The sequence below is a fragment of the Micromonospora sp. WMMB482 genome (assembly GCF_019038635.1).
GTDB classification, from domain to species: Bacteria; Actinomycetota; Actinomycetes; order Mycobacteriales; family Micromonosporaceae; genus Micromonospora; species Micromonospora marina.
Window position 1 is genome coordinate 4,613,831 of record NZ_JAHOPD010000020.1, and the last position, 20,942, is coordinate 4,634,772.

The 20,942-nt window shown below is 72.9% G+C and carries 20 protein-coding genes; 17 read left to right on the top strand and 3 right to left on the bottom strand.

Annotation, left to right across the window (positions count from 1 at the left end):
- Positions 1-210 precede the first annotated feature (210 nt).
- The 7 genes from KSK32_RS22925 to KSK32_RS22955 all read left to right on the top strand — a co-directional run bounded on the left by KSK32_RS22925 (position 211) and on the right by KSK32_RS22955 (position 7,167).
- The gene (locus tag KSK32_RS22925; RefSeq protein ID WP_216933061.1) at positions 211-972 is read left to right on the top strand and encodes an ABC transporter ATP-binding protein; all 762 of its coding nucleotides are present in this window, start codon (positions 211-213) and stop codon (positions 970-972) included.
- Positions 959-1,651, top strand: a complete 693-nt coding sequence (locus tag KSK32_RS22930; RefSeq protein ID WP_216933062.1) for an ABC transporter ATP-binding protein — start codon at positions 959-961, stop codon at positions 1,649-1,651. The genes KSK32_RS22925 and KSK32_RS22930 overlap by 14 nt, the downstream gene beginning before the upstream one ends.
- Positions 1,652-1,693: 42 nt before the next feature.
- Complete coding sequence (locus tag KSK32_RS22935) at positions 1,694-2,950, top strand: ABC transporter substrate-binding protein (protein ID WP_216933063.1); 1,257 nt, start codon at positions 1,694-1,696, stop codon at positions 2,948-2,950.
- A 1-nt stretch (position 2,951) separates the two neighbouring features.
- Positions 2,952-3,833 (top strand): branched-chain amino acid ABC transporter permease, encoded by an 882-nt coding sequence (locus KSK32_RS22940; RefSeq protein ID WP_216933064.1) that lies wholly within the window; start codon positions 2,952-2,954, stop codon positions 3,831-3,833.
- Between the two features lie 110 nt (positions 3,834-3,943).
- Positions 3,944-4,963: a branched-chain amino acid ABC transporter permease gene (locus KSK32_RS22945; protein ID WP_216936302.1), complete on the top strand. Its 1,020-nt coding sequence runs from the start codon at positions 3,944-3,946 to the stop codon at positions 4,961-4,963.
- 85 nt (positions 4,964-5,048) lie between these two features.
- Positions 5,049-6,410 (top strand): glycosyltransferase 87 family protein, encoded by a 1,362-nt coding sequence (locus KSK32_RS22950; RefSeq protein ID WP_216933065.1) that lies wholly within the window; start codon positions 5,049-5,051, stop codon positions 6,408-6,410.
- 112 nt (positions 6,411-6,522) lie between these two features.
- Entirely contained in the window at positions 6,523-7,167 is a 645-nt protein-coding gene (locus KSK32_RS22955) for a transcriptional regulator (RefSeq protein ID WP_216933066.1), read from the top strand.
- Here the strand turns inward: KSK32_RS22955 and KSK32_RS22960 are convergent.
- A complete protein-coding gene (locus KSK32_RS22960; RefSeq protein ID WP_216933067.1) occupies positions 7,164-7,730 on the bottom strand; it encodes a TetR/AcrR family transcriptional regulator in 567 nt (188 codons plus the stop codon). The two genes, KSK32_RS22955 and KSK32_RS22960, sit on opposite strands and share 4 nt — an antisense overlap.
- Positions 7,731-7,784: 54 nt before the next feature.
- Between KSK32_RS22960 and KSK32_RS22965 the strand changes: the two genes are divergently transcribed.
- The 3 genes from KSK32_RS22965 to KSK32_RS22975 all read left to right on the top strand — a co-directional run bounded on the left by KSK32_RS22965 (position 7,785) and on the right by KSK32_RS22975 (position 11,152).
- A complete protein-coding gene (locus KSK32_RS22965; RefSeq protein ID WP_216933068.1) occupies positions 7,785-8,846 on the top strand; it encodes an FAD-dependent monooxygenase in 1,062 nt (353 codons plus the stop codon).
- Between the two features lie 120 nt (positions 8,847-8,966).
- Positions 8,967-10,532 (top strand): MFS transporter, encoded by a 1,566-nt coding sequence (locus KSK32_RS22970; protein ID WP_216933069.1) that lies wholly within the window; start codon positions 8,967-8,969, stop codon positions 10,530-10,532.
- 11 nt (positions 10,533-10,543) lie between these two features.
- Positions 10,544-11,152: a TetR/AcrR family transcriptional regulator gene (locus KSK32_RS22975; protein WP_216933070.1), complete on the top strand. Its 609-nt coding sequence runs from the start codon at positions 10,544-10,546 to the stop codon at positions 11,150-11,152.
- 41 nt (positions 11,153-11,193) lie between these two features.
- Here KSK32_RS22975 and KSK32_RS22980 read toward each other — a convergent pair whose 3' ends face one another.
- Entirely contained in the window at positions 11,194-13,113 is a 1,920-nt protein-coding gene (locus tag KSK32_RS22980; protein WP_216936304.1) for a helix-turn-helix domain-containing protein, read from the bottom strand.
- Positions 13,114-13,127: 14 nt separating this feature from the next.
- On the bottom strand, positions 13,128-13,910 hold the full coding sequence (locus tag KSK32_RS22985) for a 3-hydroxybutyrate dehydrogenase (RefSeq protein ID WP_216933071.1): 783 nt from the start codon (positions 13,908-13,910) through the stop codon (positions 13,128-13,130).
- A gap of 184 nt (positions 13,911-14,094) precedes the next feature.
- On the opposite strand from KSK32_RS22985, the gene ruvC reads away from it, so the two are divergent.
- The 7 genes from ruvC to KSK32_RS23020 all read left to right on the top strand — a co-directional run bounded on the left by ruvC (position 14,095) and on the right by KSK32_RS23020 (position 20,740).
- Complete coding sequence (ruvC, locus tag KSK32_RS22990; RefSeq protein ID WP_216933072.1) at positions 14,095-14,622, top strand: crossover junction endodeoxyribonuclease RuvC; 528 nt, start codon at positions 14,095-14,097, stop codon at positions 14,620-14,622.
- Complete coding sequence (ruvA, locus tag KSK32_RS22995; RefSeq protein ID WP_216933073.1) at positions 14,619-15,221, top strand: Holliday junction branch migration protein RuvA; 603 nt, start codon at positions 14,619-14,621, stop codon at positions 15,219-15,221. The genes ruvC and ruvA overlap by 4 nt, the downstream gene beginning before the upstream one ends.
- The gene (gene ruvB / locus KSK32_RS23000) at positions 15,218-16,282 is read left to right on the top strand and encodes a Holliday junction branch migration DNA helicase RuvB (RefSeq protein WP_216933074.1); all 1,065 of its coding nucleotides are present in this window, start codon (positions 15,218-15,220) and stop codon (positions 16,280-16,282) included. Before ruvA ends, ruvB begins: the two co-directional genes overlap by 4 nt.
- 140 nt (positions 16,283-16,422) lie before the next feature.
- A complete protein-coding gene (yajC, locus tag KSK32_RS23005; RefSeq protein ID WP_036345294.1) occupies positions 16,423-16,767 on the top strand; it encodes a preprotein translocase subunit YajC in 345 nt (114 codons plus the stop codon).
- A gap of 224 nt (positions 16,768-16,991) precedes the next feature.
- On the top strand, positions 16,992-18,887 hold the full coding sequence (gene secD / locus KSK32_RS23010) for a protein translocase subunit SecD (RefSeq protein WP_216933075.1): 1,896 nt from the start codon (positions 16,992-16,994) through the stop codon (positions 18,885-18,887).
- Between the two features lies 1 nt (position 18,888).
- On the top strand, positions 18,889-20,076 hold the full coding sequence (secF, locus tag KSK32_RS23015; protein ID WP_216933076.1) for a protein translocase subunit SecF: 1,188 nt from the start codon (positions 18,889-18,891) through the stop codon (positions 20,074-20,076).
- Between the two features lie 97 nt (positions 20,077-20,173).
- Positions 20,174-20,740, top strand: a complete 567-nt coding sequence (locus KSK32_RS23020) for an adenine phosphoribosyltransferase (RefSeq protein ID WP_216933077.1) — start codon at positions 20,174-20,176, stop codon at positions 20,738-20,740.
- Positions 20,741-20,942: the final 202 nt, after the last annotated feature.

A 20,942-nucleotide genomic window follows, 5' to 3' on the forward strand; every position in this document is an offset into this window, starting at 1 on the left:
GCGCCACATGTCGACGGCCACCGATCGGGCCGGACCCGGTCGGGGTCGACCGACATCTATAGAGGTCGGGCCCGTGCCCACCTGGGGGAATGTGTGGTGGGCCGACATGGCTCGACCGCTTCGACTCCTCGTAGGTTTCCTGCACGCGACGCCCCTGTGACCCCGGTCACCGACTTGGCCGTCGCGTACGGACCTGCGAAGGGTGAGGCGATGGCCGGGCAAGCGATCCTGTCGGCCCGAGGGCTGACCCGGGACTTCCGGGGCTTCCGGGCCGTCGATCGCGTCGACCTCGACGTGGCACCGGAGACCGTGCATGCCCTCGTCGGCCCGAACGGTGCCGGCAAGACCACACTGTTCAACCTGCTCACCGGCTTCCTGCCGCCCAGCGGTGGGCGGATCGAGCTGGACGGCCTCGACGTCACCGGGCTGCCACCGGAGCGGGTGGCCCGACTCGGGGTGGCCCGGTCGTTCCAGATCACCAGCCTCTTCCCGCAGCTCGGCGCGCGGGAGCACGTCGAGCTGGCCCTCCAGTCGGGCAGCGGGCTGGGCTGGCGGTTCTGGCGGTCGGCGAAGCTGATGCGCCGCTACCGGGACCGGGCCGACGAGCTTCTGGCCATGGTCGGCCTGGCCGACCTCGCCGAGGCGCCGGCCGAGGCACTCGCGTACGGGCGCAAGCGGGCCCTGGAACTGGCCATCGCGCTCGCCCTCGACCCGAAGGTGTTGCTGCTGGACGAGCCGACGGCCGGGATGGGCCTGGAGGACGTCGACCGCACCGTCGACCTGATCGCCACCGTCCGCACCGGACGGACCGTGGTCATGGTGGAGCACAACATGAGCGTGGTGGGCCGGCTCGCCGACACGGTCACCGTCCTGCAGGCCGGCAAGGTGCTGGTCGAGGGGCCGTACGAGCAGGTCCGCGCCGACGAGCGGGTCATCACCGCCTACCTGGGAGCCGCGGATGCTGCGCATTGAAAACCTCTCCGCCTGGTACGGCGAGGCCCAGGTGCTGCGGGAGGTGAGCCTGGAGGTGGCCGCCGGCGAGGTGGTCACCCTGGTCGGGCGCAACGGCGCCGGCAAGTCCACGCTGCTGCGCTCGGTGATGGGGCTGCACCCCGGCCAGCGCGGCGCGATCCACCTCGACGGCCGGGACGTCACCCGGCTACCGGCGTACCGGCGGGCGCGGGCCGGCCTCGGCTGGGTTCCCGACGACCGGGGCGCGTACGCCACGCTCACGGTCACCGAGAACCTGACCCTGCCGCCCCGGGTCGGCCCTGACCCGTGGCCGCTGGAGCGGGTGTACGAGGCCTTCCCGGCCCTGTACGAGCGGCGCGACTCGGCCGCGACCATGCTCTCCGGCGGCGAGCAGCAGATGCTCGCGCTGGCCCGGGTGCTGCGCATGGGCGCCCGGCTGCTGCTCTGCGACGAGCCCACCGAAGGGCTGTCGCCGCTGCTCGTGCAGCAGGTCGGTGACCTGCTGCGGGAGGCCAAGAAGCACGGCGTGACAGTGCTGCTGGTGGAACAGAACCTGCACTTCGCCACCGGCGTCGCCGACCGGCACTACCTGCTGGCCGAGGGACGGATCGCGGAGGCGATGGAGAACGCCGAGGTGCGCTCGCGGGAACGCGAGCTGCTGGCTTATCTCGGCATCTGAATCTGGACGGCTGACCCGCGCGGACCGCGCGGTACGAAGGGGATGAACATGCGTAGGAGCGTGGGTGTGGCCGCCGCCTCGGCGGCGGCGCTGCTGGTGGCCGGCTGCGGCGGCGGTGGTCCGCAGTCCGGCGGCGAGGAGAAGCTCAGCGGCGACAAGATCGTGCTGGGCGTGCTCAACGACCAGTCGGGCGCCTACTCGGAGCTGTCCGGGCGCAACTCGGTCAAGGCCGTGGAGATGGCCATTGCCGACTTCAAGGCCAAGCACGGCGACGACGCGGTGACCAGGAACATCACCGTGGAGACCGCGGACCACCAGAACAAGCCGGACGTGGCCAACAGCAAGGCCCAGGAGATGGTCGACCGCAAGGGTGTAGACGCCATCCTGGACGTGCCGACCTCCTCGGCCGCCCTGAAGGTCGCCGACGTGGCCAAGGAGAAGAAGAAGCTCTACTTCAACATCGGCGCGGCGACCACGGACCTGACCGGCAAGAGCTGCAACAAGTACACGTTCCACTACGCGTACGACACCTACATGCTGGCCCACGGCACCGGCACGGTGACCACCGAGCAGGTCGGCAAGAACTGGTACATCCTCTACCCGAACTACGCGTTCGGGCAGGACATGGAGAAGAGCTTCACCGCCGCCGTCACGGCCGCGGGCGGGCAGGTCGTCGGCAAGGACGGCGCGCCGTTCCCGAACACCAGCGGCGACTACTCGTCGTTCCTGCTCAAGGCCCCGACGCTGAACCCGAAGCCGCAGGTGCTGGGCACCATGCAGGCCGGCGCGGAGCTGGTCAACGTGGTGAAGCAGTACAACGAGTTCAAGCTGCGGGAGAAGGGCGTGGGGCTGGCCGTCGGCCTGATGTTCATCACCGACATCCACTCGCTCACCCCGGCCGCGCTGGCCGGCACCACCTACACCGACGCCTGGTACTGGAACTTCGACCAGCAGAACCGGGAGTGGGCCGACAAGTTCCAGGCCGAGACCGGCACCCGGCCGTCGTTCGCCCACGCGGCGAACTACTCCGCCGCCATGCAGTACCTGGAGGCGGTGCAGGCCGCCGGCACCGACGACGCCGACGCCGTGGTCAAGGAGCTGGAGGGCAAGGAGGTCAACGACCTCTTCCTGCGCAACGGCAAGATCCGCGCGGAGGACCACCGGGTCGTCCACGACGCGTACCTGGCCCAGGTGAAGCCGCAGGCCGAGGTCAAGGAGCCGTGGGACTACGTGAAGATCCTCAAGACCATCCCGGCGGCGGAAGCCTTCCGTACCCCGTCCCCGGACTGCAAGCTCTGACATGTCCGGGTTCCTGCAGAACACGTTCAACGGGCTGGTGGGCGGGGCGTTCTACGCCCTGCTCGCCCTCGGGCTCGCGGTCATCTTCGGCATGCTCCGGGTGGTGAACTTCGCCCACGGCGCGTTCTACATGCTCGGCGCGTTCGGGGCGTACGTGCTGCTCGCCGAGGCGGGTGTGCCGTTCTGGGCCGCATTGGTGATCATGCCGCTGGCGCTGGGCCTGCTCGGCATGGTGCTGGAGCGGGCGGTGATCCACCGGCTGACCCGGCTCGACCCGCTCTACAACTTCCTGCTCACCTTCGGCCTGACGCTGATCCTGCAGGACCTGGTCAAGTCCCGGTACGGCGTGCAGTCCAGCCCGTACGCCACCCCCGACGAGCTGAGCGGGACCGTCGACTTCGGACTCTTCGACTTCCCGGCGTACCGGGTCTTCATCCTCGGCTTCACCGTGCTGCTGTGCGTGGCGGTCTGGTGGGTGCTCGGGCGGACCCGGATCGGCATGGTGGTCCGGGCCGCCACCGAGCGGCCGGAGCTGACCCGGGCGTTCGGCATCGACGTGGGGAAGTGGGTCACCCCGGTGTTCGGCTTCGGCATCGCCCTGGCCGGGCTGGCCGGGGTGCTCGCCGCCCCGATGCGGGCGGTCAACCCGCTGATGGGTGCCGACCTGATCATCGTGGTCTTCGCGGTGGTGGTGATCGGCGGCCTCGGCTCGATCTTCGGCTCGGTCGCCGCCGGCTTCGGCATCGGCCTGATCCAGGCGTGGGGCGAGGCGTACCTGTCCGACTACCCGCTCGTGTCGCAGACCGTCGTGTTCGTGGTGATGGCCGCCGTGCTGCTCTGGCGGCCGGCCGGCCTGTTCGGCCGAGAGGAGGCACCGGCATGACTGAACGCACCGAGCAACGCGAGGGCCGTGAGGGCATGCCCGGTCAGCACGGCATGACTGAACGCACCGAGCAACGCGAGGGCCGTGAGGGCATGCCCCGTCAGCACGGCATGACGAGTGCGGTGGACACCCCGGTAGAGAAGCCGGCCCCGCGCTCCGGACTGCTCGCCGTCGCGCGGGCGCCCGGCTGGGTCCGGTACGCGCTGCTGGCCGCCGGCCTGCTCGTCGCGCTGTGGCTGCCGAACGGGCTCTACCCGGCGGTCGCGGTGGACATTCTGTGCTGGGCGCTCTTCGCCGTCTCGGTGGACCTGCTGCTCGGCTTCACCGGGTTGATGTCCTTCGGGCACGCCGCGTTCTGGGGCACCTCGGCGTACCTGACCGGGCTGGTCGCGATCCACGCCGGCCTGCCGTTCCCGGCCGCCGTGCTGGCCGGGGCGCTGGGCGCGGCGCTGCTGGCGCTGCCGATCGGCTACCTGGCGGTGAAGCGCACCGGGATCTACTTCGCCATGGTCACCCTGGCCTTCGCGCAGATGGTCTACTACGTGGCCAACGAGTGGCGTTCGGTCACCCAGGGTGAGAACGGCCTGCAGGGCGTGCCACGCGTGTTCTTCGGCGCCGATCTCACCGACGACTACTATTTCTACTACGCGATCCTGCCGATCGTGCTGCTCGGCCTGCTCGCCGCCTGGCGGATCGTGCACTCGCCGTTCGGCCGGGTGCTGGTCGGCATCCGGGACAACCCGGCCCGGGCCCGCGCGCTCGGCTACCCGGTGCACCGCTACAAGCTGACCGCGTTCGTGCTCTCCGGCTTCCTGGCCGGGCTCGGCGGCGGGCTCTTCGCGGTCGGCCACCGATTCGTCTCGCTGGACGTGCTGCACTGGACCACCTCCGGCAAGGCGGTCATCGTGGTGGTGCTCGGCGGCATCGGCACGCTGTGGGGCGGGGTGCTCGGCGCGGCCCTGGTGGTCCGGCTGGAGGACTGGCTGTCGTTCTCCGGGTTCGAGGCCATCGGGCTGGTCACCGGCGGCATCTTCGTCCTCGTCGTGCTGCTGTTCCGCCGGGGTGTCTGGGGCACGGTCGCCCACCTGGCCCGGCGCTGGGCGGTGACCCGCCGGGACCGGTCGGGCTGATCCGGCGTACGTGGGCGGCACCGCGACGAGGGGTGGCGCTCCGGCACCCCCACCTGACGCGGAGCGACGCTATGATCTCCGATCCATGACCGTTTCTCGTCTTCGTGCGCTCGCCGCCACGGTCCCCGCCGGCCGTCCGGCGCCACGGCCGGTCACGCTGCCGTCCTGGTTGCTCCTGCCCGGTCTGCTGGCGCTGGCCGGATCCCTCGCCGCGTATGCCGTCTTCCTGGATCACGACCCGCTGCGCGGCACGGACCTGTGGATGTACGTCGGTGGCGCGCGGGCCTTCCTGGACGGCGAGCCGGTCTACCGGCTGGGTTACACGACGCTGAACCTGCCCTACACCTATCCGCCGATCACCCTGCCGCTCATGACGCCGCTGACGCTGCTCGACGATCGGGCCGCCCTGTACGTGTGGACCGTGGGGGGCCTGCTGGCGATGCTCGCGGCGCTGTGGTTCACCACCCGGATGCTCGGGTACCGGGGCGCTGCCGGCCGGCTCGGCCTCGCCGCAGCGGTGCTCGCCGTCCTCGTGTGGAGCGAACCGCTGCACCGCACCTTCTTTCTCGGTCAGATCAACATCTTCGTCCTGCTGCTGGTGGTGGCGGACCTGGCGCGGCCGGACCGGAGCCGGTTCAAGGGTGTCGGCATCGGCGTCGCCACCTCGATCAAGCTGCTTCCGGGCCTGTTCGTGGTCTACCTGCTGCTGACCCGCCGGATCCGGGCCGCCGTGGTGGCCGGGGCGACGTTCGCCGGGCTCACCGTGCTGGGCGCGATCATCCAGCCGGGCGGCTCGTACGACTATTGGATCGACGGCCGCGGGTTCGACTCGTCCCGGCCGCTCGCGACGTCCGGCCCGCGGTACGTCGGCAACCAGTCCCTCCAGGGTTTCGTGGCACGCGTGCTCGGCAGCGACGAACTGAACAGCGGTTCGTGGATGCTGGCCGTGGTGCTCGCCGGGGTGGCCGGCCTGGCGCTCGCTGTCGCGCTGCACCGGCAGGGCGAGGAGGCGGCCGCGATGGTGGTGGTCGGTTTCACCACGCTCGCCGTCTCCCCGGTGAGCTGGTCGCACTATTGGATCTGGGCCGGCCCGATGGCGCTGGTCCTGATCGATCTGGCGCGGCGTGCCCGCGGCCCGGCCCGGGTGCCCGCAGCCGCCCTCGCGGTGGCCGCCGTGCTGCCGTTCCTGCTGTGGCCCGGCCCCGACCGCACCGGCGCGACGGTCCCCCGCGGGCTGATCTGGAGTTCGGGCCATATGGAGGGGACGGCGAAGTCGCTGGCGGCCGACGCGTACCTGCTGACAACTCTCGCCCTGGGACTGATCGCGGTGGCGTGGCTGCTGCTGCGCCGCCGGCCCGTCGCCGCGGCGGAGCCCGGGCCGGTGAGGCCCCTACCGACGCAACCCGCTCCGGCTGAGCGCGAGCCGGTGGAGCGCGAGCCGGTGTGATCCGCCCCACCGGCCCGGTGCGGGATCGCATCCCGGCCGGACCGGTTCGGCCCGAGCGCATCCAAACCGCACCGCCGCGCCGAACCCCGGGTAGTGACCGTCTACCCGGGAGGTGCTTCTGGTGGTGGCCGAGGCGATGCCGGGCGACGCCGTCGAGGACGTCCGCAAGCACCTCACGCTCGCCGCGGAGGACCTGGACGGCAACCGGGTCGCGGCGCTGGTCGTCGAGGCCGCGGGCCGGTGGGGCGTGACCGCGGTGTGGGAGCGGGTCTGCGCGCCGATGCTGGCCGCGCTGCCCGGGCACAGCGCCGTCGAGGTGGCGGTGGAGCACGCGTTCTCCGAGGGGATCCGGTCCGGCCTGGACGCACTGCTGCGGGAGCCGGGGCGGACGTCGCCGGGCGGGGGCATCCTGCTGGCCGCGGCGGAGCAGGAACTGCACTGTCTCGGCCTGCACGCGCTCGCCGCCGCGCTGCGGGAAGCGAACCTGGGCAGCCTGCTGCTGGGCGCCGCCCTGCCCTGGCCCGCGCTGGCCAGCGCCGTGCGCCGCAGCCGGCCGCACACGGTGGTGGTGTGGTCGCAGACCCCGGTGACCGGACGGGCGTACCGGATGGCCCGGTTCGCGCGGGAGTTCCCGTCAGTGTGGGTGCACAGCGCCGGACCGGGCTGGATCATGCCACCGGCCGGGCACCTGACGAGCCTGTCCGACGCGCTCAGCACCTGTCGTGAGGCGACCGGCCGCCGCGCCGGCCGGACCTAGGCGGACGGGCCGGCGCGGAAGCCGTGCAGCAGCGCGGCGACGGCGGCCTCCGGGTCGACGTCGTCGTCCGGAGACACGAGATGGTTGCCCAGCAGGCCGTCGATGAGCGCGAGCAGCGCCCGGAAGTGGGCGGGCGGATCGGTCGCGCCGAGCGCGGCGAGCAGCGGCACCCCCCACTCGGCCAGCCGCGCTCGCCCGGCCTCGATGGCGGGGCGCAGTTCGGGCCGCACGGCCGCTTCGACGAACAGCGCGTGCCGGGCAAGCGTGACCACCCGCTGCTGGCCGGTGAACTCCCGGATCAGCCGGCCGACCACGGCGGCGAACGCGGCGACGTCGCCCGGTGCCAGGTCCACGGCGAGCCGCTGCCAGGCCTGCGTCTCCACCTCGACCAGCCGCTCGAAGACGCCGGCGACCAGCGCCTCCCGGGTGCGGAACCGATTGGAGGCGGAGCCCTCGGGCAGACCCGCCTCCGCGTCCACCGCCCGATGGGTGAGCTGCCGTGGCCCCCCGGTGCCGAGCACCCGGACGGCCGCGTCGAGCAGGAGCTGCCGGCGATCGGTCACCCGGCCAGACTACAGGCGTAGTGCATTCGACTACACCTGTAGTACGGTGACCGCATGGGCGGACGCGCGGTCGTGGTCGGGGGCGGGATCGGCGGGCTCGCGGCGGGCATCGGCCTGCACGCGGCGGGCTGGGAGGTGACCGTCCGGGAACGGTCCGCCGCGTTGCCGCACAGCGGCACCGGGCTCGGCATCTGGCCCGGTGCGATGCGTGCCCTGGACGCGCTCGGCGTCGGCGACGAGGTGCGCCGCCGGGGCAGCCGCCAGGCCGGCGGGTCGATCCGGCGCCCGGACGGCGGTCGCATCACCACCATCGACGTCGACCGGCTGGAACGCCGGCACGGCGAGCCGGTGCACCTGGTCACCCGGCCGGTGCTGCTCGCCGTCCTGGCCGGCGCGCTGCCCGGACCGGCGCTGCGCCTCGGCGCCCCGGTGACCGACCCGCTGTCGCTTCGCGACGCGTACGACCTGGTGGTTGGCGCGGACGGGATCAACAGCGTGGTGCGCGCGCAGATGTACGGCGGGCGGTACCCGCTGCGCTACGCGGGCGCGGTGGCCTGGCGCGGCGTGGTCGACCTGGAGCTGGCCGAGGGCGGCGAGACCTGGGGGCGGGGGCGCAAGTTCGGGCTGACCCCGGCCGGGCCGGGCCGCACCAACTGGTACGCCGCGGTGCGGCTGCCCGAGGGGCACCCGGCGCCGCCCGACGACCGGGACGAGCTGCGGCGTCTCTTCGGTGACTGGCACCCGCCGGTGCCGCGGGTTCTCGACGCGCTCACCGAGGAGGGGATCCTGCGGCACGAGATCCGCGATCTCACGCCGCTGCCGTCGTACGTGTCCGGCCGGACGGTGCTGCTCGGCGACGCCGCGCACGCGATGACGCCGGATCTCGGGCAGGGCGCCTGCCAGGCGCTGATCGACGCGGTCGCGCTCGCCGACTGCGTACGTGATGCCGGTGACGTGCCGGCCGCGCTGCGCGCGTACGACAGGCGACGCCGGCGGCCCACGCAACGGATCGCGGCGGGCGCGCGGTGGGCGGGACGGCTGGCCGGCGTACGGCGGCTGCTGCCCGTGCGGGACGCGCTGCTGCGGCTGGCGCTGGCGGCCGGACCGCCCGCGTGACCTGAGACACATTCGATACGAACCCGTTCCGTATCGAAACCGGCTCACCTACGCTCGGCATCGTTACGAGTCTGACCCGTATCGTATTTCGACCGCGGGTGAACCGGGGGGAGAACGGCAGTGGAACCACACGAGAACACCGGACACCCGAGGAGGTGGGCGATCCTCGGGGTGCTGGTGATCAGCCTCCTCGTGGTCGTCCTCGACAACACCATCCTCAACGTCGCGCTGCGCACCCTGGCCGACCCGGTGCACGGCCTCGGCGCCACCCAGGGCGAGCTGGAATGGGCGATCAACTCCTACACGCTCGTCTTCGCCGGACTGCTGTTCACCTTCGGCGTGCTCGGTGACCGGCTCGGCCGCCGCCGCTTCCTGATCCTCGGGCTGGCGGTGTTCGGCCTGTCCTCGCTGCTGTCCGCGTACGCACAGGATCCGGGCCAGCTCATCGCGGCCCGCGCGCTGATGGGTGTCGGCGGCGCGGCGATCATGCCGGTGACGCTCTCGATCATCTCCAACGTCTTCGACCCGCGCGAGCGCGCCAAGGCGATCGGCGTCTGGGCCGGCGCGGTCGGCCTCGCGGTGGCGATCGGCCCGGTGCTCGGCGGCGCGCTGCTGGAGCACTTCTGGTGGGGCTCGGTCTTCCTGATCAACGTGCCGGTGGTGGCGCTCGGCGTGGTGCTCGTCGCGGCCCTGGTCCCCGAGTCCCGCGACCCCAGGCCCGGCCGGGTCGACCTGCTCGGCGTGCTGCTCTCAGTGGTCGGCCTGGTCGCGCTCACCTACGGCATCATCGACGGCGGCGAGCACGGCTTCGGCCGCCCGCAGGTCTGGCTGGCCGTGCTCGGCGGTCTCGCGGTGCTCGGCTGGTTCGTCGCCCACGAGCTGCGCAGCGACCACCCGTCGCTGGACGTGCGGCTGTTCCGGGTGCCCCGTTTCGCCGCCCCGGTGGCCCTGGTCGGGCTGGTCTTCTTCGCCGCCATGGGCGTGATGTTCTTCGGCGCGTTCTACCTCCAGCTCGTCCGCGGCTACAGCCCGCTGGAGAGCGGCCTGCTGTTCCTGCCGTTCGCCGCCGCCCAGCTCGTCTTCGCGCCGCGCAGCGCGGCGATGGTCCGCCGCTACGGCGGCCGGGCGGTCGCGGCCGTCGGGCTGCTGCTCACCACCGTGGCGCTCGCCGCGTTCGTCTTCATCGACGCGGACACCCCGATCTGGATCTTCTCGGCGCTGGGTTTCCTCCAGGGCGCCGGGATGGCGAACATCATGCCGCCTGCCACCGAGTCGATCATGTCCGCGCTGCCCCGGGAGAAGGCCGGCGTCGGTTCCGCGGTCAGCAACACGGTGCGCCAGGTGGCCGGCGCGCTCGGTGTGGCAGTGCTCGGCTCGGTGCTCTCCGCCGTCTACCGCGACCAGGTCGCCCCGGCGGTGGCGGCCCTGCCCGCCCCGGTGCGCGACGCGGCCCGCGAGTCGGTGTCCGGGGCGTACGCGGTCGCCGGCCGGCTCGGCCCCGACGCGCCGCGACTGATCGACGCGGCCAACGACTCATTCGTCTCGGCCATGCACTGGGCGGCGGGCGCCTCCGCGGTGGTGGCCGCGCTCGGCATCGTGATCGTGCTGCGCTGGATGCCGGGCCGGCCGGTCGTCGCCCCCGACGCGGCGCCGGTCACCGACCGGGAGTTGGCCGGTACCGCATAGGTTCGTGGACAATGTCTGACATGACTTCCACGGCGGATGCTCCGCGGTCGCCCGGGCGACCGCGGAGCATCCGCGCGGACGAGGCGATCGTCGACGCCACCCTCGACCTGCTGGCCGAGGGCAGCACCATAGAGTCGCTGTCCATCGAGGCGATCGCGGCCCGCGCCGGCGTCGGCAAGGCCACCATCTACCGCCGCTGGCCGGGCAAGGACGCGCTGCTGCTGGACGCGTTGCGCACCCTCAAGGGGCCCGCGCCCCGCACCACCGGGCGCTCCGTCCGCGACGATCTGGTGCTGCTCGTCGGCGCCGTGGGCCAGCACGCCGACCCACGGGTCCGCAAGATCATGCCCTGCCTGGTGCCCGAGGTGAACCGCAGCTCGGCCCACCGGCAGGCGTACGAGGCGATCGTCGAGCCCCGGCGCGCGGCGATGCGCGAGGTGCTGCGCCGCGGGATCGACAGCGGCGAGCTGCGCGCCGACCTCGACGTCGAGGTGACCATGTCGCTGCTCACCGCGCCGATGCTCACCCAGCGGATGCTGCGCTGGCACCCGGAGCACGACGAGCGGATGGTGCCCGAGCGGATCGTGGACACGGTCCTGGACGGCCTGCGCGTGCGTTGACCCGGGCCGGTCGCCGGCCCGGCCGGGCCGGCGCGCCCCGTTCACCGGGCCGGTGTGCGCAGCCGGTGCAGGCGCAGCGCGAGCTGCACCTCCAGCGCCCGCTCCGGCCGCTGCCAGTCCGCGCCGAGCAGGTGCCCGACCCGTTCCAGCCGCTGGGTGACGGTGTTGACGTGCACGTGCAGCTGCTCGGCGGCGCGGGCCAGGCTGCCGCCCACCCCGAAGTACGCCTCCAGCGTCTTCACCAGCGCGGTGCCCCGCCGCGCGTCGTAGTCCAGCACCGGCCCCACCGTGGTGGCGAGGAACCGGGCCACGTCCCGGTCCCCGGCGTCGCCGACCGCGCCCAGCAGCAGCCCGACGAAGCCCAGCTCGGCGGTGCTCGCCCCCTGTCCCGCCCGGCCCAGCGCGCCGAGCGCGGACAGGCAGCGCTCCGCCTCGGCGAACGTGACTGCCAGCGACGCCGGACCGGTCGACGGCCCGCTCGCCCCGGCGGTCACCGGGCGGCCGGTCACCCTTGACAGATCCCGGGCCACCGCGCGGGCCGCGCCACCGGCGTCGTGACCGGGCAGCATCAGCACCACCCGCCCGTCGCGCGCCGCGGCCAGGCCACCCCGGGTCGAGGCGTACGTGGTGGCCCAGGACAGCACCCGCTGCCGCGCCGAACCGGTCTCGGCGAACGCGTCGTCGCCGACCGCCACCAGCACGTGCGGGGCATCCAGGTCCACCCCGATGCGGCGGGCCCGCGCGCGCAGCGCGTCGGTGTCACGCAGCGGCCGGGCGATCAGGTCGTCCAGCAGCTCGCCGCGTACCCGCCCCTCCGCCTCGGCCACGGTCCGGCGGAACAGCAGCAGCAACGCGGTCACCAGCGCGGCGCGCTCCAGGATGCGCTGGTCGGCGTCGACCAGCTCGTCGTCCGGGCGCAGCACCAGCGCGCCCAGGTTCTCCGCACCGGCCACCACGGCGGCGTACCAGAGCGGGCCCCGGCGCACGCTGCGCCCCTCGGTACGCGACGCGGCGACCGCCTCCACGATGTCCGCCCGGTCCGGCTCCTCGATCTCGCCGACCCGGGCCAGCCGCCGGCCCTCGGCGTCCAGCGCCAGCAGCGCGCCGCCGAGCACGTCGGTGACCGCCGCCGCCACGTCCTCCATCCCGCCGCCGCGCACCACCAGCGCGGTCATCCGGTCGTGCGCCGCGGCGGCGCGCTCCACCGAGCTGCTGTGCGCCCGGATGGTGCGGTTCGCCGCGGACAGCTCCGCCAGCGCCGCCCGGGTCTCGGCCAGCAGCCGCGCGGTGTCGATCGCCACCGCCGCGTGCGCCGCGAGCGACACCAGCAGCGACACCTCCTCGCGGGCGAACGGCCGGGCCGAGCGGTTCGCCGCGTACAGCACGCCGATCACGCTGGACCCGAGCCGCAGCGGCACGCCGAGGATGGCCACCAGGCCCTCCTCGCCCACCCCGCCGTCGATCTCGCCGGTGTGCCGGAACCGTTCGTCCTCCTGGTAGTTGGAGGTGACGTACGGGGTGCCGGTCTGCGCGACCAGCCCGCCGAGCCCGTCGCCCAGCTCCAGCCGCAGCCGCTGGAACCGGGCCGAGATCGAGCCGTCGGTGACCCGCATGTACGTGTCGCCGCGCTCGTCGTCGTTGAGCGTCATGTACGCCACGTCGGTGCCGAGCAGGATCCGCGCCCGGTGCACGATCGCGCGCAGCACGTCGTCCAGGTCGCGCAGCCCGGCCAGGTCGCTCGCGGTGTCGTACAGGCCGGACAGCTCGGTCTCCCGGCGGCGCCGTCGGGCCAGCAGCGCCCGTACCCGCAGCGCCACCACCTTGGCCTGCTCCAGCTCGGCGAGCCGTTCGGCGGGCAGGCCGGCGGCGCGCGCGGCCACCAGCGGGCCCTCGAACTCGACCGCGGCGGCCTCGCGCGCCAGCAGCTCCAGGAACTCGACCGGCGACGACATGACCGACATTGTGCGCGGGCCCACTAGTTCGCCGTCCAGCCCCCGTCGAGGGCGATCGAGGTGCCGGTGATAAAGGCGGCGGGCGGGGAGCAGAGGTACGCCACCAGTTCGGCCACCTCCGCCGGCTCGATCAGCCGCTTGATCGCCGCCCGGGCCAGCATGATCTTCTCGACCACCTCGTCCTCGCCGATGCCGTGGGTGGCCGCCTGGTCGGCGATCTGGCTCTCCACCAGCGCGGTGCGCACGTACGCCGGGTTGATGCAGTTGGCGGTGACGCCGTGCGCGGCGCCCTCCAGCGCGACCACCTTGGACAGGCCCTCCAGCGCGTGCTTGGCCGAGACGTACGCGGCCTTGAACGGCGAGGCGCGCAGCCCGTGCACCGAGGAGATGTTCACGACCCGGCCCCAGCCGTTCGCGTACATCCGGGGCAGCGCGCGGCGGATCAGCAGGAACGGCGCCTCCACCATCACCCGCTGGATGTACTCGAAGCGCTCGACCGGGAAGTCCTGCACCGGCGCGACGTGTTGCAGCCCGGCGTTGTTGACCACGATGTCGGCGTCGGCGTCGAGCCGGTCCACCGCCGCCGGGTCGGCCAGGTCGATCCCGACCGCCCGGCCGCCGGCCTCGGCGGCCACCTTCTCGGCCGCCGACACGTCGCGGTCCAGCACCACGACCGTCGCGCCGGCCGCCGCCAGGCGCAGGGCGCAGGCCCGCCCGATGCCGCCGCCACCACCGGTGACCAGCGCGGTGCGACCGGTCAGGTCGACGTGTACGACGTGGGGGACCGCCACGGGTTCTGCCGTCATGGCGCATGAACGTACGAGCCGGGTGCCCCCTGGCACATGGGGCGGCGACACATACTCCACCGACCGCGTGTGTGGTGCGCCGCGTCACCGCCCGCACCCGGCGTGTCCGGCCGCCCCGCTGCCGGCGGGCACCAGTAGGGTGTGTCGAACACACGTACTGCTGGCGGCTCGGGGAGGAGGCGGCGTGCGCGTGCTGGGCGTCGACCCGGGCCTGACCCGGTGCGGGGTCGGCGTGGTCGAGGGCGTGCCGGGCCGCCCCTGCACGCTCGTGGCGTACTACGTGGTCTACACCGACCCCGAGGACGACCTGGCGCTGCGCCTGCTGCACCTGGACCGCTCGCTCAGCGACCTGGTCGCCGAGCACCGGCCGGACGCGGTCGCGGTGGAGCGCGTGTTCAGCCAGCACAACGTCCGCACCGTGATGGGCACCGCGCAGGCCAGCGGCGTCGCGGTGCTCGCCGGGGCCCGGGCCGGACTGCCGGTGACGACGTACACGCCGAGCGAGGTCAAGGCCGCGGTGACCGGCTCGGGGCAGGCGGACAAGAAGCAGATGACCACCATGGTCACCCGGCTGCTGCGGTTGCCCGAGCCGCCGAAGCCGGCGGACGCCGCCGATGCCCTGGCGCTGGCCATCTGTCACGTGTGGCGCGGCGGCACCCGGTCCAAGCTGGCCGCGGCAGCGCAACGGGCCCGACGAGGAGGGACGCGATGATCGCGAGCGTACGCGGCACGGTGACCGCCACCGGCCCGGATCACGCGGTGGTGGAGGTGGGCGGCATCGGCCTGGCCGTGCAGTGCGCCCCCGGCACGCTCGCCGACCTGCGTGTGGGCCAGCCGGCCCGGCTCGCCACCAGCCTGGTGGTCCGGGAGGACTCGCTCACCCTCTACGGCTTTCCCGACGACGACGCCAAGCAGCTGTTCGAGCTTCTCCAGACCGCCAGCGGGGTCGGCCCCCGGCTGGCCCAGGCGGTGCTCGCCGTGCACACGCCGGACGCGGTCCGCAAGGCCATCGCCAACGCCGACACCGCGGCGCTGACCCGGGTGCCCGGCATCGGCAAGAAGGGCGCCGAGCGGCTGGTGCTGGAACTGCGCGACCGGGTCGGCCCGGTGCCGGTGGGCGCCGACGGCGCGGCCGGGGTGACCGCCGGCGCCTGGCCGGACCAGGTCCGCCAGGCCCTCGTCGGGCTCGGCTGGTCGGCGGCCCAGGCAGAGCAGGCGGTGGCCGCGGTGGCGGAAACCGTCGACGGCGAGACCCCGCCGGTGCCGGTGCTGCTCAAGCAGGCCATCCGCCTCCTGGGCCGCAGCCGATGAGCGGGGAGAACCTGGTCTCGGCCCACGTCGACGACGCCGAGCTGGACGCGGAGGCCAGCGTCCGGCCGAAGCGGCTCGACGAGTTCATCGCCCAGCACCGTGTTCGCGACCAGCTCGACCTGTTGTTGCAGGGCGCGATGCGGCGCGGCTCCCCGCCCGACCACATCCTCCTGTCGGGCCCGCCCGGCCTCGGCAAGACGACCCTGGCCAACATCGTCGCCGCGGAGCTGGGCACCGGGATCCGGGTGACCAGCGGCCCGGCCATCGAGCGCTCCGGCGACCTGGCCGCGATCCTGACCAGCCTCGCCGAGGGCGACGTGCTGTTCATCGACGAGATCCACCGGATCGCCAAACCGGCCGAGGAACTGCTCTACAGCGCCATGGAGGACTTCCGGGTCGACGTGGTGGTGGGCAAGGGGCCGGGCGCCACCGCCATCCCGCTCGACGTGGAGCCGTTCACGCTCGTCGGCGCCACCACCCGGTCCGGCCTGCTGACCGGCCCGATGCGCGACCGGTTCGGCTTCGTCGCGCACCTCGACTTCTACGCGCCGGCCGACCTGGAGGCGCTGCTGCACAGGTCGGCCCGGATCCTCGGCGTGCCGATCACCGCCGACGGCGCGGCGGAGATCGCCGGCCGGTCCCGGGGCACTCCGCGGATCGCCAACCGGCTGCTGCGCCGGGTCCGCGACTACGCCGAGGTGCGCGCCGACGGCGTGGTCACGCTGGAGACCGCGCAGGCGGCGCTGACCGTCTACGACGTCGACGCGCTCGGCCTGGACCGGCTCGACCGGGCGGTGCTGACCGCGCTCGTCGACTCGTTCCGGGGCGGCCCGGTGGGCTTGTCCACCCTCGCGGTGGCGGTGGGCGAACAGCCGGACACGGTCGAGGAGGTCTGCGAGCCGTTCCTGGTGCGGGCCGGGCTGCTGGCCCGTACCCCGCGCGGGCGGGTGGCGACCGAGGCCGCCTGGCGCCACCTGGGGCGGACGCCACCGAATGGTACATTTGGCGCAGAAGCGCCTCCGGGGCCCGATCTCTTCTCGGTGCAGACCGATCAGCCGTGATCCGTTCGTGATCTGTGCCGCATTCGGTCTTCTCAGGAGCAGGGACTAGACTTCGCCGCGGTTTGTACAGGACGTGAGAATCCGCTTCCGCTGCGGCGCCTCCGGGCGCCGGGACGGATGCCAACCGGAAGGTCTACACCGTGCTTTACGCAGCAGCGAGTGGCGGGGGAGCCGGCAGTCTGACGCCGATCCTCATGATCGCTCTGCTTTTCGTCGTCATGTACTTCATGATGATCCGTCCGCAGCAGAAGCGCCGCCGCGAGGCCGAGCAGATGCAGTCCGCCCTCGCCCCGGGCGACGAGGTGGTCACCATCGGCGGCCTGCACGGCACTGTCACCGCGGTCGAGGACGAGACGGTCCTGCTGGAGGTCGCCCCGGGCGTGCAGACCCGGTACGCCCGCCCCGCCGTCGCGCGGGTGATCAAGCGCGCCGAGGCGCCGGCGGCCGAGACGATCACCGAGGAAGCCGAACCGGTCAAGGAGTGACCACCCGTCCCGGACGGGGCAGCGGATTCATCCGTACAAGTGGATAGTTGGGGTCGGCGCGTGGCGCCGGCATCCGGCCGGGCCGTGCGACGCCCCCGCGCCGCGCTCCAGCCGGCGTGCCATCCTCCGGCGCCGACCTGCCGGAGCAGTCGGGCGGACACCCCCGGCCCGACAGTTGTCGCCGCCGTGGAAACGGCGCGACCGTACAGGGAGACAGGACAGCCGTGGCACCACCTCAGGGACAGATGCGGCCCGGACGGCAGCTCGCCGTGCTCGGGCTCATCTTCGTCGTCCTCTATCTATTGGTGTTCTTCTCGGGCGGTGCCAAGGGCAGCTTGACGGACCGGTTGGAGCCCCGGCTCGGCCTGGACCTCGTCGGCGGCACCCGGCTGACGCTCGAGGCCACCAACACCGTGGACGGCAAGCCGCCGACGGCCGACAACCTCGAGGAGGCCCGCCAGATCATCGAGAGCCGGGTCAACGCCTACGGCGTGGCCGAGGCCGAGGTGGTCACCGAGGGCAACCGCAACATCGTCATCTCCCTGCCCGGCCAGAACCGGGATCTGACCGACGTCGGTGAGGCCGCCGAGCTGCGCTTCCGCAAGGTGCTCAAGGCCACCGACGGCAGCGGCGCCGTGGCCGCGCCCGCGCCGACTCCGAGCGCCACCCCGTCCGGTACCGCCAGCCCGGCGCCGTCGGGCAGCGCGTCGCCGAAGACGAGCGCGAGCCCCAAGGTCAGCGCGTCGCCGAGTGCGGGCGGGCAGGGCGGCATGGCTCCGGCGTCCCCCTCGGCCTCGCCGAGCGCCCCCGCGTCCCCGTCCGCCTCGCCGAGCGCCAGCGCCGAGCCGGTGCCGCAGAGCATCGAGCAGCAGCGCAAGGCCGTCGAGCAGAAGGTCGGAGCGGCCGCCTGGGCCGCCGCCTCGGGCCTGCAGGCCCCGGCGGACCTGACCGCCGACCCGTCGCTGGCCGACAAGCTCAAGCCGTTCGGCACGCTCTCCCCGCAGGAGATCGCGGTCCTGCCGGTGGAGATGCAGTTCAACGTCCCGACCATCACCTGCGCCCAGCTCGACACGCGCCCGGCCGCCTCGATCAAGGACGAGAAGCAGAAGGCGGTGGCCTGCGAGTCCGGCGCGAAGTACCTGCTGGACGTGGCCAAGGTGCTCGGCACCGACGTCAAGGACGCCTCCGCGCAGCTCGACCAGACCAGCTCCTGGGTGGTCAGCCTCAACTTCACCGGCGACGGCCAGGAGAAGTGGACCGCGCTGACCCGCGAGGCGTTCAACAACGAGGGCCAGGCCTGCGACCAGACCGCGCTCGGCCAGGACGGCAAGTGCCGGGTCGCCGTGGTGCTGGACAACGAGATCGTCTCGTCCCCGGAGATCCAGGGCGTGCTGACCGGTGACTCGCAGATCACCGGCAGCTTCGACAACAAGGCCGCGAACGCGCTCGCCAGCCAGCTCCGCTACGGCGCGCTGCCGGTGACGTTCGAGCCGCAGGAGCAGCAGAACGTCACCGCCACCCTGGGCGCCAGCCACCTGAAGGCGGGTCTGCTGGCCGCCGGCATCGGCATGCTGCTGGTCATCATCTACTCGTTCTTCTACTACCGGCTGCTCGGCTCGGTCATCTTCCTGAGCCTGGTGCTCTCCGCGCTGCTCGTCTTCGGCGCGCTGGTGGTCCTAGGCCGGTCGATCGGCTTCACGCTCACGCTCGCCGGCATCGCCGGCATGATCGTCTCGCTGGGCGTCGCGGCGGACTCGTTCGTCATCTACTTCGAACGATTGAAGGACGAGATCCGGGAGGGCCGCAGCCCACGGAGCGCGGTGCCGCGCGCCTGGATCCGGGCCCGCCGGACGATCATCTCGGCGAACGCGATCACGCTGATGTCGGCGGTGGTGCTCTACATCGTGTCGGTCGGCGCGGTGAAGGGCTTCGCCTTCGCGCTCGGCCTGGCCACAGTGCTGGACCTGGTCGTCGTGTTCCTCTTCCGCCACCCGATCATGACGATGTTCGCCCGCACCCGGGCGTTCCTGTCGCCGCGGGTCAGTGGTCTGGGCCGGGCGCTGCCGGCTCGTTCGGCCGAGTCGGGCACCGCCCGCAACGCGCGCGTCAAGGAGGCCTGAGATGGCTAAGAACGGTCTGGCCGCTCGGCTCTACCGGGGCGAGGCGGATCTCAACATCGTCGGCCGCCGCAACCTGTGGTTCGGCGTGGCGGGCGTGCTCGTGCTGGTCGCCGTGCTCAGCTTCGCGATCAGCGGCTTCAAGCTCGGTATCGAGTTCGCCGGCGGCAACTCGTTCCAGGTGCCGGCCAGCGTCGGCACGCTGGACCGGGCCGAGCAGGTCGTCGACGAGGTGCTGGCGGACGAGGCGGCCGGCGTCGAGGTGGTCAGCGCGCAGAAGGTCGGCAGCACCAGCGGCGAGTTCTACGAGATGCGTACCGGGCAGCTCTCCGCCGAGCAGGCCAACGCGGCCAAGACGGCGATGGCGCAGGAGTTCGGCATCCCGGCCGACCAGATCAGCGGCAGCCAGGTCTCCGAGGCATGGGGCAGCCAGGTGACGTCCCGGGCCTTCCTCGGTCTGCTGATCTTCATCGCGGTGGTGTCGATCTACCTGGTGCTGCGCTTCGAGTGGCGGATGGCGGTCGCCGCGATCGTCTCGCTGCTGACCAACCTCGTCCTGACCGCCGGCATCTACTCGCTCGTCGGCTTCGAGGTCACCCCGTCGACGATCATCGGCTTCCTCACGATCCTGGGCTTCGCGCTCTACGACGTGGTCGTGGTCTTCGACAAGGTGCAGGAGAACACGCGCGGCATCACCGCCAACAACAACATGACCTACGGCGAGGCGTCCAACCTGGCGCTCAACCAGAGCCTCATGCGGTCGCTGAACACCTCGGTGGTGGCGCTGCTGCCGGTCGGCGGCCTGCTCTTCATCGGCGCCGGCCTGCTCGGCGCCGGCACGCTGAAGGACCTGGGCCTGGTGCTGTTCGTCGGTATGGCGGTGGCGTTCCTGACCTCGATCATGCTGGCCACGCCGCTGCTGGTGCTGCTGAAGAACATGGACCCGCGGATCAGCGCGCACACCAAGCGGGTGCTGTCCCGCCGGGCCGCGATCGCCCGGGGCGAGATCACCCCGAAGGGCCCGCGTGCCGCAGCTCCGGCCGCCGAGGCGCCGATCGACCCGGAGGCGGCAGCGCTCGCCGGTGCCGCCCCCAAGGTCGGCGCCCGGCCGGCCGGCAAGCGCCCCAGCGGCGCCCGCGGCGGCCGTCCCGCCGGGGGCGGCGGCAACCGGCCCGGCGGCAAGCGCCGCTGACCGCAGGGCCGGACGGAATCGATCCGACGGCGTCCGTCATGCTGATGTCACGGCATGACGGACGCCGTCGTCGTTTCGAGAGGACATGGGACGAACCGTGACGGAGACCCACACCACTGCGGTACGGGGAGACAGCGGCCCGGAGGTCGCCCAGCTCGTCGCCAGCCGGTTGCTGGACGTGCCGGACTTCCCCAAGCCGGGTGTCGTGTTCAAGGATTTGATGCCGCTGTTCGCCGACGGTGCGGCGTTCCGGGCGGTGATCGACGGCATCATCGCGTACCACGGGCGGGACTCGTTCGACACGGTCGCCGGCATCGAGGCGCGCGGGTTCGTGCTGGCGGCGGCGGTCGCGTACGCCACCGGCGTCGGCGTGGTGCCGGTGCGCAAGGCGGGCAAGCTGCCCCGGGCCACCCACTCGGCCTCCTACGCCCTGGAGTACGGCGAGGCGACGCTGGAGGTGCACCAGGACGCCTTCACCGCCGGCCACCGGGTGCTGGTGCTCGACGACGTGCTCGCCACCGGCGGGACCGCCGAGGCCACGCTCGACCTGGTGGAACGGGCCGGCGGGACGGTGGCCGGGTTCACCGTGCTGCTGGAGCTGGGCTTCCTCTCCGGCCGTAAGCGGCTGGCCCAGCGCCCGGTCCATGCCCTGTTGACCGTTTGACCAGGGCGGCCCGTCGGGCCGGTCGGCGCGGACCGTCCGGGGGAGCGGTGGCGTACCCTGCGTACGGGTAGCATTGCCCTTTGCCCGACCCGGCCGAGCTGTCCGGGGCGGCGAAGGCACCGGGGCCCCGCCCCGGCGACCGCGCGGAACAACACCGGCCCCCGGGCCGGTTGAACCAGACGTCGGCCGGACGGCCGGCGCA

Bases quoted from the DNA above. Each gene is read 5' to 3' on its own strand.
- KSK32_RS22925 (WP_216933061.1), top strand. From the start codon at position 211: ATGGCCGGGCAAGCGATCCTGTCGGCCCGAGGGCTGACCCGGGACTTC.
- KSK32_RS22930 (WP_216933062.1), top strand. From the start codon at position 959: ATGCTGCGCATTGAAAACCTCTCCGCCTGGTACGGCGAGGCCCAGGTG.
- KSK32_RS22935 (WP_216933063.1), top strand. From the start codon at position 1,694: ATGAACATGCGTAGGAGCGTGGGTGTGGCCGCCGCCTCGGCGGCGGCG.
- KSK32_RS22940 (WP_216933064.1), top strand. From the start codon at position 2,952: ATGTCCGGGTTCCTGCAGAACACGTTCAACGGGCTGGTGGGCGGGGCG.
- KSK32_RS22945 (WP_216936302.1), top strand. From the start codon at position 3,944: ATGACGAGTGCGGTGGACACCCCGGTAGAGAAGCCGGCCCCGCGCTCC.
- KSK32_RS22950 (WP_216933065.1), top strand. From the start codon at position 5,049: ATGACCGTTTCTCGTCTTCGTGCGCTCGCCGCCACGGTCCCCGCCGGC.
- KSK32_RS22965 (WP_216933068.1), top strand. From the start codon at position 7,785: ATGGGCGGACGCGCGGTCGTGGTCGGGGGCGGGATCGGCGGGCTCGCG.
- KSK32_RS22975 (WP_216933070.1), top strand. From the start codon at position 10,544: ATGTCTGACATGACTTCCACGGCGGATGCTCCGCGGTCGCCCGGGCGA.
- KSK32_RS22980 (WP_216936304.1), bottom strand. From the start codon at position 13,113: ATGTCGGTCATGTCGTCGCCGGTCGAGTTCCTGGAGCTGCTGGCGCGC.
- KSK32_RS22985 (WP_216933071.1), bottom strand. From the start codon at position 13,910: ATGACGGCAGAACCCGTGGCGGTCCCCCACGTCGTACACGTCGACCTG.
- ruvA (WP_216933073.1), top strand. From the start codon at position 14,619: ATGATCGCGAGCGTACGCGGCACGGTGACCGCCACCGGCCCGGATCAC.
- ruvB (WP_216933074.1), top strand. From the start codon at position 15,218: ATGAGCGGGGAGAACCTGGTCTCGGCCCACGTCGACGACGCCGAGCTG.
- secF (WP_216933076.1), top strand. From the start codon at position 18,889: ATGGCTAAGAACGGTCTGGCCGCTCGGCTCTACCGGGGCGAGGCGGAT.